Source organism: Streptomyces sp. V1I1 (genome assembly GCF_030817355.1).
GTDB lineage: Bacteria > Actinomycetota > Actinomycetes > Streptomycetales > Streptomycetaceae > Streptomyces.
In genome coordinates, this window is record NZ_JAUSZH010000001.1 from 6,378,030 (window position 1) to 6,395,621 (window position 17,592).

The 17,592-nt window shown below is 71.0% G+C and carries 21 protein-coding genes; 9 read left to right on the plus strand and 12 right to left on the minus strand.

The features are described 5' to 3' along the window. Nucleotides 1–88 precede the first annotated feature (88 nt). Nucleotides 89–583, plus strand: a complete 495-nt coding sequence (locus tag QFZ67_RS29835) for an ATP-binding protein (RefSeq protein ID WP_307664151.1) — start codon at nt 89–91, stop codon at nt 581–583. Here the strand turns inward: QFZ67_RS29835 and QFZ67_RS29840 are convergent. Then, nucleotides 543–1,094, minus strand: coding sequence for a hypothetical protein (locus tag QFZ67_RS29840; protein WP_307664152.1), 552 nt, complete (start codon nt 1,092–1,094; stop codon nt 543–545). The two genes, QFZ67_RS29835 and QFZ67_RS29840, sit on opposite strands and share 41 nt — an antisense overlap. Before the next feature lie 73 nt (nt 1,095–1,167). Further along, nucleotides 1,168–2,052 carry an SDR family NAD(P)-dependent oxidoreductase gene (locus QFZ67_RS29845; RefSeq protein ID WP_307664153.1) on the minus strand — a complete coding sequence of 295 codons (885 nt, stop codon included), beginning with the start codon at nt 2,050–2,052 and terminating at the stop codon, nt 1,168–1,170. A gap of 128 nt (nt 2,053–2,180) precedes the next feature. Here QFZ67_RS29845 and QFZ67_RS29850 point away from each other — a divergent pair, with 128 nt between their 5' ends. Then, nucleotides 2,181–2,531: a MerR family transcriptional regulator gene (locus QFZ67_RS29850; protein WP_307664154.1), complete on the plus strand. Its 351-nt coding sequence runs from the start codon at nt 2,181–2,183 to the stop codon at nt 2,529–2,531. Nucleotides 2,532–2,569: 38 nt separating this feature from the next. Continuing rightward, nucleotides 2,570–3,751, plus strand: a complete 1,182-nt coding sequence (locus QFZ67_RS29855) for a cytochrome P450 (protein ID WP_307664155.1) — start codon at nt 2,570–2,572, stop codon at nt 3,749–3,751. A 31-nt stretch (nt 3,752–3,782) separates the two neighbouring features. Here QFZ67_RS29855 and QFZ67_RS29860 read toward each other — a convergent pair whose 3' ends face one another. Further along, complete coding sequence (locus QFZ67_RS29860; RefSeq protein ID WP_307664156.1) at nt 3,783–4,259, minus strand: DUF3574 domain-containing protein; 477 nt, start codon at nt 4,257–4,259, stop codon at nt 3,783–3,785. A 184-nt stretch (nt 4,260–4,443) separates the two neighbouring features. Between QFZ67_RS29860 and QFZ67_RS29865 the strand changes: the two genes are divergently transcribed. Beyond that, nucleotides 4,444–5,805 carry an amidohydrolase gene (locus QFZ67_RS29865; RefSeq protein WP_307664157.1) on the plus strand — a complete coding sequence of 454 codons (1,362 nt, stop codon included), beginning with the start codon at nt 4,444–4,446 and terminating at the stop codon, nt 5,803–5,805. 146 nt (nt 5,806–5,951) lie between these two features. Then, entirely contained in the window at nt 5,952–6,599 is a 648-nt protein-coding gene (locus tag QFZ67_RS29870; RefSeq protein ID WP_307664158.1) for a chaplin, read from the plus strand. A gap of 32 nt (nt 6,600–6,631) precedes the next feature. Here the strand turns inward: QFZ67_RS29870 and QFZ67_RS29875 are convergent, their stop codons facing one another. Beyond that, nucleotides 6,632–7,300, minus strand: coding sequence for a DUF2293 domain-containing protein (locus QFZ67_RS29875; RefSeq protein ID WP_307664159.1), 669 nt, complete (start codon nt 7,298–7,300; stop codon nt 6,632–6,634). A 35-nt stretch (nt 7,301–7,335) separates the two neighbouring features. Between QFZ67_RS29875 and QFZ67_RS29880 the strand changes: the two genes are divergently transcribed. After that, nucleotides 7,336–8,322, plus strand: a complete 987-nt coding sequence (locus QFZ67_RS29880; RefSeq protein WP_307664160.1) for a D-2-hydroxyacid dehydrogenase family protein — start codon at nt 7,336–7,338, stop codon at nt 8,320–8,322. On the opposite strand, the gene QFZ67_RS29885 is transcribed toward QFZ67_RS29880, so the two are convergent. Further along, entirely contained in the window at nt 8,291–8,749 is a 459-nt protein-coding gene (locus QFZ67_RS29885; RefSeq protein WP_307664161.1) for a hypothetical protein, read from the minus strand. The genes QFZ67_RS29880 and QFZ67_RS29885 overlap by 32 nt on opposite strands. A 134-nt stretch (nt 8,750–8,883) precedes the next feature. Between QFZ67_RS29885 and QFZ67_RS29890 the strand changes: the two genes are divergently transcribed. The 3 genes from QFZ67_RS29890 (at nt 8,884) to QFZ67_RS29900 (ending at nt 11,206) form a co-directional block, all read left to right on the plus strand. Next, the gene (locus QFZ67_RS29890) at nt 8,884–9,615 is read left to right on the plus strand and encodes a hypothetical protein (RefSeq protein ID WP_307664162.1); all 732 of its coding nucleotides are present in this window, start codon (nt 8,884–8,886) and stop codon (nt 9,613–9,615) included. Nucleotides 9,616–10,095: 480 nt separating this feature from the next. Then, nucleotides 10,096–10,560: a cupin domain-containing protein gene (locus QFZ67_RS29895; RefSeq protein WP_307664163.1), complete on the plus strand. Its 465-nt coding sequence runs from the start codon at nt 10,096–10,098 to the stop codon at nt 10,558–10,560. A 7-nt stretch (nt 10,561–10,567) separates the two neighbouring features. Then, complete coding sequence (locus tag QFZ67_RS29900; protein ID WP_307664164.1) at nt 10,568–11,206, plus strand: uridine kinase; 639 nt, start codon at nt 10,568–10,570, stop codon at nt 11,204–11,206. A 3-nt stretch (nt 11,207–11,209) separates the two neighbouring features. Here QFZ67_RS29900 and QFZ67_RS29905 read toward each other — a convergent pair whose 3' ends face one another. The 7 genes from QFZ67_RS29905 to QFZ67_RS29935 all read right to left on the minus strand — a co-directional run bounded on the left by QFZ67_RS29905 (nt 11,210) and on the right by QFZ67_RS29935 (nt 17,561). Further along, nucleotides 11,210–12,187 carry a carbohydrate kinase family protein gene (locus QFZ67_RS29905; RefSeq protein ID WP_307664165.1) on the minus strand — a complete coding sequence of 326 codons (978 nt, stop codon included), beginning with the start codon at nt 12,185–12,187 and terminating at the stop codon, nt 11,210–11,212. After that, complete coding sequence (locus QFZ67_RS29910; protein ID WP_307664166.1) at nt 12,184–13,098, minus strand: pseudouridine-5'-phosphate glycosidase; 915 nt, start codon at nt 13,096–13,098, stop codon at nt 12,184–12,186. Before QFZ67_RS29910 ends, QFZ67_RS29905 begins: the two co-directional genes overlap by 4 nt. 49 nt (nt 13,099–13,147) lie before the next feature. Next, nucleotides 13,148–14,377 (minus strand): hypothetical protein, encoded by a 1,230-nt coding sequence (locus QFZ67_RS29915; RefSeq protein WP_307664167.1) that lies wholly within the window; start codon nt 14,375–14,377, stop codon nt 13,148–13,150. Next, nucleotides 14,361–15,257 carry a hypothetical protein gene (locus QFZ67_RS29920; protein ID WP_307664168.1) on the minus strand — a complete coding sequence of 299 codons (897 nt, stop codon included), beginning with the start codon at nt 15,255–15,257 and terminating at the stop codon, nt 14,361–14,363. The genes QFZ67_RS29915 and QFZ67_RS29920 overlap by 17 nt, the downstream gene beginning before the upstream one ends. 196 nt (nt 15,258–15,453) lie before the next feature. Next, entirely contained in the window at nt 15,454–16,713 is a 1,260-nt protein-coding gene (locus QFZ67_RS29925) for an MFS transporter (RefSeq protein WP_307664169.1), read from the minus strand. After that, a complete protein-coding gene (locus tag QFZ67_RS29930; RefSeq protein WP_307664170.1) occupies nt 16,710–16,949 on the minus strand; it encodes a hypothetical protein in 240 nt (79 codons plus the stop codon). The genes QFZ67_RS29925 and QFZ67_RS29930 overlap by 4 nt, the downstream gene beginning before the upstream one ends. Before the next feature lie 81 nt (nt 16,950–17,030). Then, nucleotides 17,031–17,561: a methylated-DNA--[protein]-cysteine S-methyltransferase gene (locus tag QFZ67_RS29935; protein WP_307664171.1), complete on the minus strand. Its 531-nt coding sequence runs from the start codon at nt 17,559–17,561 to the stop codon at nt 17,031–17,033. Nucleotides 17,562–17,592 lie beyond the last annotated feature (31 nt).

Consider the following 17,592-nt stretch of genomic DNA (forward strand, 5'->3'; position numbering starts at 1 on the left):
GGACAGCACGCCTCCGAGCTTGGACAATCACGCTGCGTACCGACAACGCTCCTGTTCAGATTACGCACGCACGGACACGCTGAGTGATGTGAATCACGAAACCGTCAGTACCGAACTCCCCGTTTCCACCCACCGCTTCACGGTCCGGCTGAGCGCGACTCGCCGTGGCGCCCGCCTCGCCCGACGACTCGCCACTCAGCAACTCGACGCCTGGGGCTGGCCGTACGACTCCGACTCCTCCCGTACGGCTGCCCTCCTTGTGGCTGAACTCGCCGCGAATGCCATCACGCACGGTCGTGTCCCCGGCCGGGATTTCCGGGTGGGGCTCACCGTTATTCCTCCTGGCACGCTCCGTATGGAGGTCAGCGATGCCCGCCGCGACCGCGGGCTGCCCGCCCCGGCTGACCTTGGGTCCGCACCTCTCGACTCCGAGGGCGGTCGCGGCCTGCTTCTCGTCGACGCCCTCGCTGCCGACTGGGGCGTCGACGACAGCGACGCCGTCTTGAAGACCGTCTGGTGTTCGATCGCCCTGGGCCCCAGCGTCACTGGGGCCCGGCGGGTGACAAGTCCTCCGCCCAACTGACCAGCGTGGCGAAGTCCGCCTCCCGCAGCCCCCGCCGCGGATGGATCCGCAAGAGCAGCGCCGGCGCGTCGTGGTGCGCCGCGACGTGCGCCGTGTCCAGGTCCGTGATCATGTCGTCCACCCAGGCGAACGGGCGCCCCGCCGCCCACTCCAGCAGCGGCCGGGTCTTCCAGTACAGCCCGTCCGGGTCCTTCGCGAAGAGTTCCGGCCACTCGATCACCGGCAGGTCGGCGGGCAGGCCGACGCCCGGGGCGATCATGGTGTTGGCCTCGTGCATCCAGGTGGTGGCCCAGGCCAGTTCGAAGGGAAGGCCCGTCAGCCGTGGGCCGTGGGCCGGGTTGAGGTAGATGCGCAGGCCCCGGCGGTGGCGCCGGGAGCCCGAGGGCTGGTTGGAGAGCCAGTACGAGGGGTGCAGGCGGTGTGTCGCGTAGCCGCGCAGGCGCGGCAGACGCGCCGCGTACGGGTTGAGTGGGCCGTCGACGTCGAGTAGGAGCAGCGGGCGATCCGTCATGGGGGAGAACTGCCCATTGCGGGGCCGGAATACGGCAGGCAGCCGTCGACAGCTCCGGAATGGTCCTGCCCGCTCAGCCGTCGAGGTAGTGGACACCCGTGAGTTGTTGTGATTTCTCCCATAGGGCCCAGGCTGTGTCGTGGTCGCGGCCTGGGCCGGTGAACGCCGAGGGCTGCACGCGCGCGTGGAGCTTGGGGCCGGTCGGGCCGTAGAAGCTGTCCGGCACCGCGTCGGGGGAAGTTGCGGCGTAGAGGATCGGAACGACAGCTTGTTCTGCGGGCCGTCCGATCAGCGCCGCCACCGTTTTCGTCACGAGCCGCAGCGCGGGTGAGGGGTAGGTGGTGTGCAGCGGTGTCTTCGCCATGCCCGGGTGGGCGACGAAGCTTCTGGCCGTGGAGCCAGTCGCTTGCAGGCGACTTTGGAGTTCGCGGCCGAAGAGTACGTTGGCGAGCTTCGAGCGGTTGTAGGCCCGGCCCGGTGAGTAGGTGCCACTACCGTCGAGACGGTCCAGGTCCAAGTCGGCGCTCGTATACAGCGCGGACGCGACGACGACGATCCGCGGATCATGGCCTTTGCCGAGCAGATCCAGCAGCAGGCCGGTCAGCGCGAAGTGGCCCAGGTGGTTCGTCGCGAACTGGCTCTCCACGCCCTCGGCGCTCAACGTGAGCGACTGGCTGCTGATCCCGGCGTTCTCGATCAGCAGGTCGACCGCCGCGAACCGGTCGTGCAACGCGGCCGTGAACCGGCGCACCGAGGCCAGGTCGAGCAGGTCGAGTTCCATCACCACCGCTTCACCCGGACCTTGGGGCAGTTCGGTGCGCACGAGTTCGGCCTTGGCTGTGTTCCTCACCGCCATGACTACTCGTGCGCCGTGGGCGAAAAGCGATCGTGTGATCGCCAGTCCGAGACCGCTTGCGGCGCCAGTGACAACGGCGGTACGTCCGGCCAGGTCGGGCATGTCATCGGTGGACCATGAGAGGGCAGGAAATCGGGGAGAACGAGTGCTCATGCGCCGACGCTAAACTTTGACATCAGTGTCAAGGTCAAGGAAGCGTCCGAGCGGTAAGCGACTGCGAGTGGAGAAGCATGACGATCGGCGAGTTGAGTCGAGCGACCGGCGTCAGCACCCGCTCGCTGCGCTACTACGAGCAGCAGGGCATCCTCACGTCCGAACGCCGGGCCAATGGGTATCGCGACTACGGTCCTGAAGCGCCCGAAGTGGTCCTCCGCATCCGTGCGCTGCTGGCCATCGGCCTGCCGACTGACAAGATCCGCGACATCCTGCCCTGCGAAGGCGCGGCGGGACGGCAGCCCGAGGTCTGCCCCACACTGCTGGCGAAGATCCGCGAGATCCGCGACAGCGTTTCCGAGCAGGCCGCAGAGCTGTCCCGTACCAGCGACGCTCTTACCCGCTACCTCAGCGATAACTTCGCCTGACCGAGCCTGTGTTGCTCGCCTCTGTCTAGGGTGGAGCCATGGCACTCCAAGATCCGACGAGCGAGCTGATGGCCGACCCCTACGCCGTGTACACGCGGCTCCGCGAGGCCGGGCCCGTACACCGCATCGCTGGGACGGACGGGCTGCCGGCCTGGCTTGTCACCCGCTACGACGACGTACGCCAGGCACTTGCCGATCCCCGGCTCTCCCTGGACAAGCGCAACGCGGCACCCGGCGGCTACCGGGGGATGGCGCTGCCGCCGGCGCTGGACGCGAACCTGCTCAACATGGACCCGCCGGACCACACCCGCATCCGGCGTCTGGTGTCCCAGGCGTTCACCCCGCGTCGCGTCGCGCAGCTGCGCGAGCCGATCCGGAAAACAGCCGATCAGCTGCTGGACGCCATCGCCCCGTACGGACGCGCCGACCTGATCGCCTCGTACGCCGCGCCTCTGCCGATCAACGTCATCTGCGACCTGCTCGGCGTGGCCCCTGAAGACCGGCGCGATTTCCGGGCGTGGACCGACGCCCTCGTTGCCCCGGATCCTGCGGAGCCGTCACGGGCGAAGGAAGCGGTCGGTGGCATGCTGGCGTTCTTCACCCAGCTCATCGCCCGCAAGCGCGCCGAGCCGGCCGACGACCTGCTCTCTGCCCTGATCGCGGTACGCGACGAGGAAGACCGGCTGAGCGAGGACGAGCTGATGTCCCTGGCCTTCCTCATCCTGTTCGCCGGATACGAGAACACCGTCCACCTCATCGGCAACGCCACCCTGGCCCTGCTCAGCCACCCCGACCAACTGGCCGCGCTGCGCGCCGACCCTGGCCGACTGGGCGGCACCGTCGAGGAGTTGGCCCGTTACGACGGCCCCGTACCGCTTGCCATCCGCCGCTTCCCCACCGAGGACATCACCGTCGGAGGCGTCACGATCCCGGCGGGCGAGACCGTCCTGCTCTCGCTCGCGGCCGCCCACCGCGACCCGCACCGTTTCACCGACCCCGACCGTCTCGACATCGGCCGCGACGCGACTGGCCACCTCGCGCTCGGCCATGGCATCCACTACTGCCTGGGCGCCCCCCTGGCCCGGATGGAGACCGAGATCGCTCTCGCCGCGCTGCTGGAGCGGTTTCCGCGGCTGGAGCTCGACGTCCCGTACGGCGAACTGCGATGGCGGCCTTCGATGCGGGCCCGTGGTCTGCTCACCCTGCCCGTGCGCTACTGACCCCCGGGGCGCTCGCAGGAAAGCCGCGCTCTCAGAAGTCGGCGAGTGTCGGCTCGTCCAGCCGCGCCACCGAGTCCTGCCCGTACGCCTTCTCGTACGCCTCCCGGATCCGCTCGATGAGCGGACTCCGGGTCGCGGCCTCCTGGGCCGGATACAGCAGGATCAGCTCGTACGACCGCTCCTTCTCGATGGTGCCGTTGGAGTCGCGCCACTGCCCGCGCCCGTCCTGGATCGTCAGCCCGGACGGGAAACCCGGCGTGACATTCCGGTCGACGAAGGCCATGAACTGCTCATCGGTCACATCGGGCCCGCCGTCGGGCCGCTCCGTACCGAAGAACAGTCGCGTCTCGATGTACGCACTGCCATGCGCCGCCGCGGTGGACCGGGCGGTGGACGCCTTGGGTTTCTGGCTGTCCAGCGCGGCGGTGGCGGCGGGCGCACCCACGGCCAGCACGGCGAAGGTGGCACCGGCGACGGAGAGCAGAGTGCGCTGCTTCAAGCTGGGCACGGGTGGGGGTTCCTTCCTCCGGTGGTCTGCACGGCGGGCTGCCACGTGCGCGTTCACTCTGGCAAGCGTCCGTCGCCGCTGCGCGCCGGGACGCCAACTTCGGCCGGATCCCACTCGGATGGGGACTTCGTCAAGCCGGTATGCCGACAGACTGGAATCCCCAGAACGTCACGAGGAGGACCACATGGTTGCTGCGGACGCCGAGCGGCCCGCGGATCTGATCATTGAAGGGTGCATCGCCCTCGTACACGACGAAGAGAAAGGGATCGGCTTCCTCCAGGACGCCGCCGTCGTCGTACGCGGCCGGCTCATCGAGGCCGTCACCTCCGCGCGTGCCGTGGCCGGACTCCCCGCCGTCGAGCGCATCGACGGGCGTGGGCAGCTCGCCATGCCCGGGCTGATCAACTGCCATACCCACACACCGATGGTCGCCCTGCGCGGAATCGCCGAGGACATGCCCGTCGAGGAGTGGTTCAACGACTGGATCTGGCCCATCGAGTCCAACCTCACCGACCGGGTCGTCGAGCTCGGTGCCCAGCTGGCCTGTGCCGAGATGATCCGGGGCGGGGTCACCGCGTTCGCCGATCACTACTTCTCGATGGACAAGGTGGCCGCCGCCGTGGCGGACAGCGGGCTGCGGGCCAATCTCGGCTGGGCCTACTTCTCCAGTCAGGGCGCCGAGGGGCGCGAGCGTTCCCTCGACTTCGCGCTGCGGATGCGGGGCGCGGCCGAGGGGCGGATCACCACGTCGCTGGCTCCGCACGCCCCGTACACCGTCGACGACGGCGATCTCGAGGTCACCGCCGCGCTGGCTCGTGAGCATGGGCTGCTCGTGCACATCCACGCGGCTGAGAATGCGGCGCAGACGGAGAACAGCCTTGCGCGGTGCGGCCGTACGCCCGTCGAGGTGCTCGAGCGGGCCGGGCTGCTGGATGTGGATGTGCTCATCGCGCACGGCACCGGGATCACCGAGAAGGACCTGTCCGTACTGCGGCGGGGCGCCGGGCGGATCGCGGTCGCCAGTGCGCCCAAGGGGTACCTCAAGTTCGCCTGGGACACCACTCCGATCCGGGCGCTCGCCTCCGCGGGGATTCCCGTCGGTCTGGCCACCGACGGAGCCGCTTCGAACGGCACCCTCGATGTGTGGGAGAGCATGGCACTCACCGCACTGGTGCAGAAGTCCGTGGAGAACGACCCGACCTGGCTGACCGCCCGCCAGGCGCTCGGCCACGCAACCACCCAGAGCGCGCGGGCCATTGGGCTCGGTGATCAGATCGGCGCGCTCGCCCCCGGGCGGCGGGCCGACCTGATTCTGGTGGATCTCACCGGGCCGCACACCCAGCCGCTGCACGACATCGCCGCGACCCTTGTGCACAGCGCGCGCTCCAGTGACGTACGGACCACCGTCGTCGACGGGCGGATCCTGATGCGGGACCGGCGGCTGCTGACCCTTGACGTACCCGCGATCGTCGCCGAACTCGCCGGTCAGCTGCCCGCGTTGACCGAGCGCCGTAAAGGCCGCCGGATCCAGGACTACGACGGTTAGCGGACCGGAGTGCGGCCACGACGGCCAGTTCGACAATCCGCACACTCGATAGAGTGAAAGGTTTATGTGCCATAACCCTATTGGTCTCATGGCGTTATTCCGGTGCGGGTGAGTGCCCGTGAACGTCTTCTGAAGGCAGGGAACCCATGAGGCAGGTTCACCGAAAGGGTCTGGCCACCGTGATGCTCACGGGTGGCGCGCTCGCCATTTCGGGCTACGCGCACGCAGACTCGAACGCGGACGGCGGTGCGGCCCGTTCGCCGGGACTGCTGGCCGGCAACACGGTGCAGCTTCCCGTGAACGTCCCGGTAAATGTGTGCGGCAACACGGTCAATGTCGTCGGACTGCTCAACCCTGCGGCCGGAAATTCCTGCGCCAACTCCCGCCAGGGAGGCGGTGGTTGGCAGACCGGGTCCTCCGGCGCCACCGCCGACAGTGGCGGAAAGGATTCGCCCGGCGTCCTGTCCGGCAACAGCGTCCAGGTTCCCATCGATATCCCCGTCAACGTCACCGGGAACTCCGTGAACGTCGTCGGTATCGGGAACGCCGCAGTCGGCAACTCCTCGTCCAACACCCCCGGCAAGCCGCCGGTCCGGCCGCGGCCCGCCACCCCGCCGAGGGCCGCAGCGCCGCACACCCCCGCGCCGCAGCCACCCGGTCCGGACGTGGCGCTCGCCCGCACCGGTGCCGGACCCGTCGCGTACACCGTGCCGGCCGGTGCCGCGATGCTGCTCGGCGGCATGGTGCTCTACCGCCGCTTCCGGCCCGCGCAGGAGTCCGGGCGCCGCGCCTAGTCCGGGCGCCGCGCCCAGTCCGAGCCCTCCGCTCATGGGCCCGGGGGCCCCGCCTGGGCGCGCCAGGACGCCAGCACCCCCTCGATCACCGCCGCCACCCGCGTCCGCGCCTCGTGGCGGGCGACCCCGGCCATCAGCAGGGCGTCGTACTCCGTGTCGAGATGCCGTACGGACGCCCGCACCGCGGCCGTCACCGCACCCACCTCCATGGAGCGGCCCGCCGCGGTGCGGCCCACCCGGCCGCTGCCGCGCACCGAGGCGTGCGCCGCGACGTCCCGGGCGCGGGCGGGCGGACAGCCGGGGAACAGCCGCAGGATCTCGGCGGTGAGGTCGGCCGTGAACCGTACGTCCTCGGCCGCCCTGCGCACCGCGTCCCGCTCGCGGCGGCGGGCCCGCGCATCCGCGTCCGCCAGGCACGCCGACTCGGCCCGGGCCAGTGCCGCCTCCTCGACGAGCAGCCCCTGGCGTTCGTACCGCTTGCGGCGGCGGTTGAAGCGGACCACCACCGCGCACAACGAACTCGCCTCGCGGGCACGGCGGGTGAGCGCCGCACTGCCCCGCGGCAGATACACCAGGTGGCCAAGGTCGGCGCAGTCCAGACAGACCGGCGCGTTGAACTCCAGCAGATGCAGCGGAAGAGGCCCCTTACGGCACTCCGCGCAGTGCCGCTGCTTCAGTGGTTCGATCACCACCAGGTCCATGCCCGGAGGGTACCCACCAGGTACGCTCCGCTCCCATGACGCTGCTGCACTGTGCCGTGCTCGACGACTACCAGGGCGTCGCGCTCGCCATGGCGGACTGGTCGGCCCTCGCGCGCGAGGTCGAAGTCCGGTCGGTGCAAAGCCACTTCACGTCCGAGGACGAGGTGGCCGAAGCCGTCGGCGACTGCGAGATCCTCGTCGCGATGCGCGAACGGACCCCCTTCCCCGAATCGCTGTTCGCCCGCCTGCCGCGCCTCAAGCTGCTGATCACCTCCGGCATGCGCAATGCCTCCATCGACCTCGAAGCAGCGGCCCGGCACGGCGTCACCGTCTGCGGCACCGCCAGCAACTCCGAACCGCCCGTCGAGCTGACCTGGGCGCTCATCCTCGGTCTGGCCCGCCATGTGGTGCGGGAGGGCTCGGCCTTCCACCAGAACGGCCCCTGGCAGTCCACGGTCGGCGCCGATCTGCACGGCCGCAGGCTCGCGCTCGTCGGCCTCGGCAAGATTGGCGCGAAAGTCGCCCGCGTCGGCCAGGCCTTCGGCATGGAGGTGATCGCCTGGAGTCAGAACCTCGACGACGAGCGGGCCGCCGAGCATGGAGTCGTACGGGCGCACTCCCTCGGGGAGTTGCTCGAAGCCGGTGACTTCGTCTCCGTACATCTGCAGCTCAGCGACCGCACCCGCGGTCTGATCGGGGCGAGCGAGCTCAAGCGGATGCGGCGCACCGCATATCTCGTCAACACCTCGCGGGCCGCGATCGTCGACCAGGCGGCGCTCGTACAGGCCCTGCACGACGGCTGGATCGCCGGGGCGGGCTCCGACGTCTTCGAGACCGAGCCGCTGTCCGCCGACGACCCGCTGCGCACCGCGCCGAACTTCCTCGGCCTGCCACACCTCGGCTATGTCACCCGGCGCAACTACGAGGGGTACTTCCAGCAGGCCGTCGAGGACATCGCCGCGTATCTCGCCGGCCGGCCGGAGCGTACGCTCAGCGCACGCCCGGCGCAGCCGCCCCGATGAACTCCGACAGCGTCTCGCGGGCCTGCTCCGAACGCTGCGACCGGTCCGTCTCGTCCGGCGCCTCGTGCATGCAGTTCGTCACCTCGAAGGCGGACGCGGCCAGCTCCAGTGCCTGGACGTCGTCACAGACCAACTGGACGCGGATCAGCGCCTGATGGGCCGCTGAGCGCAGCCGGTACGAGTCGATGCGCGCCTCCTCGGCGACCGCGCTGCCCGGCGACTCCTTCGCCCGGTGCCAGCGGTCGTTCTGGCCGCGCCGGTAGTCGACGAGCGCGCCCGCGAAGGCGCTGTACGCGGAGATCCGTTCCTGGCGCAGCTGTTCGGCGCGGGTGAGGGCGGCGGTGCGTTCGGCCGCCTGGCGCTGGAAGAAGTGGGTGGCGATCGAGCCCAGCAGGGTGCCTATGACCGCGATGACGGCTGTCTCCATGGTGCGTACTCCCCGAAGGATGTCAACAAGCGGTCTGAATAGGCAGTCTGAACAAGCGGTCTGAGCAACGGATCTGAACAGGGATCTGAATAATCGTTCGAGCGGGGGTCGCAGGTCTTGCTAGCTTGATCGACGTGGCGAAACTCAATCAGATCATCGCAGTCGAGAAAGGCGTCAAGTCCAAGGCGCACCAGGACCTGACGGCGGCCCATCACGGGCTGCAGAAGCCTGCGCTGCTGGCCGGAATCTCGCGTACGTACCAGCCCAAGGACGAGGAGGGCGAGCAGCTGCCGCCCGAGTCCACGCGGGTCCAGGTCAAGGCCGAGGACGTGCTGCGCGAGACCGCGAAGACGCTGACCCGGCTGTTCGACGTGACCGCCACCAAGGACTGGGCCAACTGCGCCGCACGCGCCGATGTGACGGTGGACGGGCGCGTCCTGGTGAGCGAGGTGCCGGTGGCGTATCTCCTCTTCCTCGAGAAGCAGTTGACGGACATCAACACCTTTGTGCGCAAGCTCCCGGTGCTCGATGCCTCGGAGTCCTGGACGCAGGACCCGTCGACCGACGCGTGGAAGACCGAGTCGGTACGCACTCTCCGTACGAAGAAGGTCCCCCGCAATCATGTGAAGGCGGAGGCGACCGAGAAGCACCCGGCGCAGGTCGAGGTGTACTACGAGGACATTCCTGTCGGTTACTGGACGACCGTGAAGTTCTCCGGTGCGCTGCCGGCCCGGCGGGTGAACGAGCTGCTGGAGCGGGTGGAGAAGCTGCAGCAGGCTGTGAAGTTCGCCCGCGAGGAGGCGAATGGCGCGGAGGTCACCGACCAGCGGGTGGGTGACGCCGTATTTGGCTACCTGTTCGGGTAGCCTCAAAGATTCCCCGTCCGCCGTCGTGCGGACGGGGTGCGCGAGGAGCGCAAGCTGAAACTGAAGCTTGTCGTGACTGAGCGGTTCCAGTGGAGGTTCGAGTCCTCCCCGCGGCACTTTCCGTACGTACGGGCCGCGGTAGCCCAACTCGGCAGAGGCAGACCGCGATCAATCTCAGACTATTGCTCCAGACTCAGCATTCGCCGCCGATCGCCGGATCGACCGGGCCCGGGCCCTGGTGCGTCGAAATGCCGGTTCAAGTCCGGCCCGCGCAGCTCGATGTGCGGTGGTCCAAAGGCAGGACGCGGCGACATAACGACTGACTCGGGTTCTCAAGCGTGCCGGTGTGCGACATGGGCGGCATCACAGGGCTCGGGGGCCGGCTACGCCCCCGGGCCCGCTCCCGTTTCCGGCCCGGAACGGACTTCTCATCCGGTACGTTGAGGCGGTTTCGGCGCGCCGCTGAGTTGGAGGGGTTCCATGGGAGTCAAGGACAGAACGCGTACGGCGATGGTCCTGGTCGGATGCCTCGCAGCGCTCGCGACGGTGCCGTCCGCCGCGAACGCCACACCCGGCAGCGGCGTTTCGGGCACGGTACTCGCGCAGGGCGTTTCGGAGGGGACCCTCAAGCTGAAGGCGAGGGGGAAGACGGATGTGGTCGTACGGACGATCACGGTGGCGCCGGGCGGCTCCACCGGCTGGCACACCCACCCCGGGCAGCTCCTCGCCGTCGTCAAATCCGGGACGCTGACCCGGACTCTGGATGACTGTTCCGTCGAGGTGACTCCTGCCGGTACGGCGTTCATCGAGCCCTCCGGCCCGAAGCACCGGCACATCGGGCGCAACCTGGGCAGCGAGCCGGTGGTGCTGTACGTGACGTATCTGCTGCCCAAGGGCAGCCCGCTGTCGATCGACGCCGACGCGCCGGCCTGCGCCGGAGCATGATGGACGGGTGCGACTCGAAGCGATCACCTGGGAGCGGCTGACCGAGGCCCTCGCCGACCGGGCCATGGCGGCGAAGGCCGAGGACGGCAGTCCCTGGCTGCGCATCGGCGTCGACGGCGCTCCCGCCGCGCGGACCGGTGAGCTTGCCGAGCAGGTCGCCGAGGCGCTGCGGCTGCGCGGGCGGAGGGTGCTCGTGGCCGGGACGAGTGGGTTTCTGCGGCCCGCCTCGCTGCGGTACGAGTACGGGCGCGAGGACCCCGATACGTACTACAGCGGCTGGTTCGACACCGGGGCGCTGTGGCGGGAGGTCTTCGGGCCCCTGGAGGCCGGTGGCAGCGGGCGTGTGCTGCCCGATCTGTGGGATCCCGTGACCGACAGGGCGACGCGCAGTCCGCATGTCGAACTCCCTCCCGGGGGCGTGCTGTTGCTGCACGGGCCGTTTCTGCTCGGGCACTGGTTCCCGTTCGATCTGAGCGTGCATCTGCGGCTGTCGCCCGCGGCGCTGCGGCGTCGTACGCCGGAGGGCGAGCGCTGGACACTGCCCGCGTTCGGGCGGTACGAGGACGAGGTGGGGCCGGCGGAGGCCGCCGATGTGGTCGTACGGGCCGATGATCCGCGTCACCCCGCGTGGGGCGGCCTCCGCTGAGCCTCAGCCCGGGCTGTGCGGTTGCTTCCGCTCAGGCTCCCCCGGGCTCCGCGGTCGGCCGCCGATCAGCGTCACCGCCTCCGCGCCCGCCCGGCAGCCCTCCGCCGCGGCCGTCGCCGCATCCGCCCCGGCCAGCCGGGCGGCGAGGAACGCGCCGGTGAAGGCGTCGCCCGCGCCCGTCGAGTCCACCGCGACCGCCGGGACCGGCGGTACACGCGCCGTGACCGTGCCGGACTCGGCGACCAGCGCGCCGTCCGCGCCCAGCGTGACGACGGTCAGCGGGACAAGGCGGCTCAGCTTCGCGGCCGCGTCGGCCGGGTCGGGCAGGCCGGTGAGGAGGCGGGCCTCGTCGGCGTTCGGGAACAGCACATCCGCGCCCGCGAGCGCTGCCAGCGCGCCGTCGACGCCCAGCTCCGCGATGAAGCCCGCCGAGGCCGGGTCCACGCTCACCGTGGCGGCGCGGGTCCTTGCCGACTCCAGGGCGAGCCGGGCCAGTTGACGGCTGGCGGGGGAGAAGAGGAGGTAGCCGGAGAGGTGCAGATGGCCGACGCCGTCGAGCAGCGACGGCGACCAGTCGGCAGGGGAGATACGCAGCACCGCACCGCTGTCGGTGAGGAACGTCCGCTCGGCGGTCGCGTCGACCAGCGCGATGACCGTGGCCGTCGGGGCCTCGGCGTCCGCGACGAGGAGCGGCCGTACGCCCGCGGCGCGCAGTCGCGCCTCGTGCCAGCCCGCCTCGTCTCGGCCGACCCGGCCGAGGAGTCGTACGTCCGCGCAGCCCCAACGCGCCGCCCAGCACGCCGCATTGGCGCCCGCCCCGCCCGGCAGGATGCGGATCCGGGCCGCCGTGTCCGTCCCCCGGGCGAACGATGTGAGACGGGGGTCCCCCCGGCCGAAGGCCGGGGGAGGAGCCCGGTGCCGGGCCACGACATCGGTGACTACATCGCCGATGACCAGCAACCCGTCGGCGGCGAGCGTCACAGCGCCGACGCGATCCGCGCCGCCAGCCGCACATTCCCGCGCACCGCCGCCACATTGGCCTCCAGCGAAGCCCCCTCCGTCCGCCGCATCAGATGGTCGAGCAGGAACGGCGTCACGGCCTGGCCGCTGATCCCCCGCTCCCGGCATTCGTCGAGCGCCTCGCCGAGCACCCGGTCGTGCAGCGCCGGATCCAGCTGCTCCGCCTCCGGGACCGGATTCGCGACGATCAGCGCCGAATCCGGCCCGCCCAGCGCCTCCTTCGCCCGGATCACCTCCGCCGCCTCCTCCGGAGTACGGACCGTCCAGTCGACCGGCTGCCCGGAGGAGGTCAGATAGAAGCCGGGGAAGCGGTCGGTGCCGTACCCGAGAACCCCGACGCCCAGCGTCTCCAGCCGCTGGAGCGTCGCCGGCACGTCGAGGACCGACTTCACGCCCGCGCACACCACCGCGATCCGGGTCTGCGCCAGCACCCGCAGGTCCGCCGACTCGTCCTGCGTCTCGGTCCACTCGCGGTGCACCCCGCCGAGTCCGCCGGTCGCGAAGACCCGGATCCCGGCCCGCGCCGCCAGGAACGCCGTCGCCGACACGGTCGCCGCCCCGCTCACCCCGGCCGCCAGCGCGGGCGCGAGGTCCCGCTGCCCGAGCTTGCGTACGTCGGCATCTTCGGCGACCCGCTCCAACTGCCGCTTGTCCAGGCCGATATGGATCTTTCCGTCCAGTATCGCGATGGTGGCGGGGACAGCGCCCCCGGACCGTACGAGCGCCTCCAGCTCCTCGGCGACGGCCAGATTGCGCGGACGCGGCAGTCCGTGCGCGATGATCGTCGACTCCAGGGCCACGACGGGCCGGTGCGCGGCGAGCGCTTCTTGTACTTCCGCGGATACTTCCGTCACTTCCGTGGTCAGCAGCATGTCCCATCCCTGGCACGGGAGCGCCGCGCCCAAACCCGAACCACAGTGCTCAGCCACACCGCGGCAGCCCGGGCAGCCGGTCCGTCCGCACCACCTGGATCACCGATCGCGATCCGGCCGACTTCGCATCGCCCCTGCTGTGCGCGATCGCGAGCGCGCCGTCCCTTGCCTGGGCGTAGCCGTACCGAGGAGTGATACGCGAGTACGCCGCCGAGCGGAGATCGAGGGCGTATGCGGCCTCCGGCGTACGCCAGGTGATCAGGTCACCGCTGATGCGCAGCTGGTCGATCCCTTCCGCCGCGGCCGCGCCGCCCGTCACTCTGGCGACGGGTGCGGGCTGTCCCGTACGCCACACCATCAGCGTCGGCTGCTGCTCGCCCGCGATCCACGCCCAGGTGGTGCCGTCCGAGACCGGCGAGCGGAAGTCGCGCAGCTCAGCGAGCGGGGCGGGGAGCGGGACCGCGCGCAGTGTCGCGAACGACAGCGCCCGCAGACGGGTGGCCGTGCCGGACGCGTCGGCCTCGCGCCAGGCGAGCAGCCCGCCCGCGGGGAAGGGCGCGTCGAGGACGCCGGTGTGCAGGGTCCGGGGTGCGCCGCCGGTTGCGGGGGCCGCGCGGACGGCGGCCTTTCCGCCGCCCGTTCCCTGCGCCCAGAAGACGGTTCCGCCGCGTACGACGGGCTGGGGCAGCGGTCCCGGCAGCCCGCCGGAGCGGGCGAGCACACGGGCGCGGCCGGTGCGCTCGTCCCAGACGTGAAGGGTCCAGGGGCTGCCGAGCGTACGGCCTTCGAGCACCGCGAAGGCGGCCCACCGGCCGTCGAAGTCGGCGCTGAGGAGTTGGTGTTCGACGGGGTCGGCGAAGTCGAGCAGGGTGCGCGGGGTGTGTGGGGAGCGGCCGTCCTGGATCAGGGCGGCCCGTCGTCGCCGGTCGCCGGATAGCTGCACGGCGGTCCAGCGGGCCCCCGGCCCCACCTCGGTGAGGACGGGCCGCTCGCCTGCCGGGGCCCGGAGCTCACCGGCGGCGAAGGCGGTACGCCAGCCGGCGGGCAGGGGGACTTCGCAGGCGGCGGCCGGAGGCGGGGTGGTTGGCTTCGTGGTCGGCGCCGGCGCCTTCGTGGGGGCGGGCTTCGGGACGGGCTTCGGGACGGGCTTCGGGACGGGCGTCGAGGCGGACGTCGGGGTGGGCGCGGGAGCCGGCGAGCATCCGGTGAGAGCGATGCCCGCCAGCAGTGCCGCACACGCGGCCGTACGAAGGGGCCGGGACCTACCAGACGTACCCACGGCCGCCCATGATCGTGGTGATGGTGTCGGAGGAGATCCGCGCCGACTTGGGCACACTGCCCGCCCAGGAGATGACGCTGGTGCTCACCCCGCCCACCGGGTCGAGGTAGTTGACCTGTCCGGCCGACGTGTCGCTGTTGTACCCGTCGATCGCGACCCAGTGGAAGATCTCGATGTTGGGATGGCCGACGAGATGCGGCCCGCCCGGCACCTCCCAGGCGTTGCCCGCGATCGCGTAGTCGTTGCCGGTGTTGTGGACGATGTGCTTCTTGAAGTTCGTCTTGTCCGTGGCGGTCGGGGTGTAGGGCAGCGCCTTGGGTACGTAACCCGCCCCGGGCAGCCGGTTGTTGAGTGCGTCGGCGACCGGATAGCCGGTCGGATTCGGCACATTGATGTTGATGCCGTACCAGGCGGTGCCGCTGGAGTTGGTCTTGAGGAGCGTCGCGGCGCTCTGCTGTGAGCGGCCCGCGACCTCGTCATGGGCGGACTGCGCGATGACGAGGGTGGCGGGGCCACACCAGTAGGAGGTCTTCTGCGACTGGTGCAGCCCGCCGGAGAGTACGTATCCGGCTTGCGCCGAGCGGGTGGAGACGCCTTGGCTCTCGTACGATCTCGCCGCATCCGCCTGCTTCCTGGCGGCGAGTCTGCGCTGCTCGGCGGTGAGCTTCTGCGGTCCGAGGGTGTCGTGGGCGGCTTTGTACGAAGCCCCGGGGACGGGCTCGGTGTTGGTGTTCTGGGTGGCGGTGGTGTTCGCGGTGGTGTCAGTGGTGTTCGGGGTGGCGGTGGTGGCTGCTGTCGCGGGTGCTGCGAGGGTCAGGGCCGCGGCCAGACCTGTGACGGCGGTGAGGGCGAGACAGCGCCCGGTGAGCTGTGCCGGCATGGGGCTCTCCTGTCCGGGGTGGGGGGCGTGCTGCAAGGCCGAGTTTGACGGGAGCACGCCATGCTGGACAGGGGATGCATCCCCCTCTCTGCGAGCAACATTGGCCCTACCAAAGACGGATGCGCCGACCAGCGAGGACGCTGATCGGCGAAAGATTTCCGGGCGGTGAATTTCGGCGCAGGCAGGAGCGGAACGGTCAGCTGAGCGCCCTGCGTATGGCGAGTGCGGCCATCGGCAGCAGCAGGCAGGCGCCGACCACGTTCAGCCAGCCGTAGCTCGCTTGCGCGACGATCAGTCCGGCGGCCGCGCCGCCGACGCCCGCCGCCGTGTTCGAGGTCAGGTCGGACAGGCCCTGCACGGCGGCCCGGGCGGGCTGCGGCACGGAGTCGGTGAGCAGCGTGGAGCCGGACACCAGGCCCGCCGACCAGCCGAGTCCGAGGACGAAGAGCCCGGCGGCGGTCTGCCCGTGGCTCGCCCCCGCCGTACCGGCGAGCAGCGCGGCCGAGCAGAGCAGCCCGACCGCGAGGCCGATCACCGCGAGCCGGCCGACCCGGTCCACCAGCCAGCCCATCACCGGCGAGAACGCGTACATGCCCGCGATATGGCCGCTGATCACCAGGCCGATCAGCTGGATGCCCGCGCCGTGGTGGCTGAGCGCGACCGGGGTCATCGTCATGATCGACACCATCGCGGTGTGCGAGACGGCGACGGTGACCAGCGCCAGCCGGGCCATCGGCGACTCACGCACGGCCCGCATCCCGGCCCGTAGCGAGCGCCCCTCGGGGGAGCGGTCGGCAGGGGACAGCGCGCGGGCGGTCAGCAGCGGATCGGGGCGCAGCAGGACGAGGACCATGACCCCGGAGACGAGGAACACCCCGGCCGCCCAGAAGAACGGCCCCGCGGCCGCCGGTATCCCGAGCCCGGACACGCTGCGGCCCGCGGGCGCCGCGATATTGGGGCCGAGCACCGCGCCGATCGTGGTCGCCCACACGACATTGGAGATGGCCCGGCCGCGCTGCTCGGGCTCGGCGAGGTCGGCGGCAGCAAAGCGGGCCTGCAGATTCGCCGACGAGCCGGCGCCGAAGAGGGCCATGCCCAGGAGCAGCAGCGGAAAGTTCTCGACGACCGCGGCCAGCACGACCACGCTCGCGCCCAACGCGCCGAGCAGATAGGCGAGTACGAGTCCGGGCCGCCGCCCGCGGGCCGTCATCAGCGCGGCCAGCGGCATGGACAGCAGCGCGGTCCCGGCCACGGTGGCGGTCGGCGCAAGACCGGACAGCGCCTCGGTCCCGCTCACCTGCTGCGCCAGCACGGTGGCGAGCGCGATGCCGGTCGCGACGCCGAGCCCGCCGAGGATCTGGCTGGCGATGAGCACCCCGGTGATCCGCCGCCGCAGCGCGGGCAGCTCGTCGGCCGACACCGGCGCGGGAGCCGCGGCCTTGTCGATAGACGTCACCGCGCGTACGCCGTTCCACAACCGGGCGCGAGACCGGCCACGGCGCTCGCGAGACCGGCCACGGAGGCGGGCGCGAGACCGGTCGCGAAGGCGGCCGCACGACCGGGCACGGAGACGGCCAGGGAGGCGGTCGTGAAGGCGGCCGGGCTCCCGGCGGTCGCGGCAGGGGCGACCGCTCCCGCAGCGACCGCGGCAGGCGCATCGGATATGTCAGGCTCGTCAGGACTGGTGGTCACGGGCGCAGTGTGCCAGCCCGTACGCGCGTACGAAACCGCATACCTCTGCATCCGGACCGTTTGCGTCGGCGCCGGCCCCCATCAGAACAGCGGCTCTGGCAGTACCCCCTCCAGCGCCAGCAGCTTCCGCTTGGTCTCCAGGCCGCCCCCGAACCCGCCCAGCCCGCCGTCCGTCTCCACCACGCGGTGGCACGGCACCACCACCGGCAGAGGATTGGAGCCCATCGCCGCGCCCACGGCCTGCGCAGCGCCCGGCTGGCCCACCCGGGCCGCCAGGTCGCCGTACCCGACGACCGTGCCGTACGGCACGCCGTCCGCCAGCTCCCGCAGCACCTGCCGGTTGAACCCGCCGGACAGCGACCAGTCCAGCGGCAGGTCGAACTCCCGCAGCCCGCCCGCGAAATACGCCTCCAGCTGGCATATCGGCTCGGCCAGCAGGCCCGCCGCGTCCTGAACCGGCTCAGCGCCGAGCCGCCCCGCCAGCTGCCCGAGCGCCCTGTCCCGTATCGCCGCGTCGGCATGGAAGACCACGCTCACCAGGCCCTCATCGGTCGCGGCGAGCAGCAGCGGCCCGATGTCCGTGCCCACGACGGTCCACTCGAAGCTCTTCATGCGAACCACCGTACGACCGGGCACTGACAGT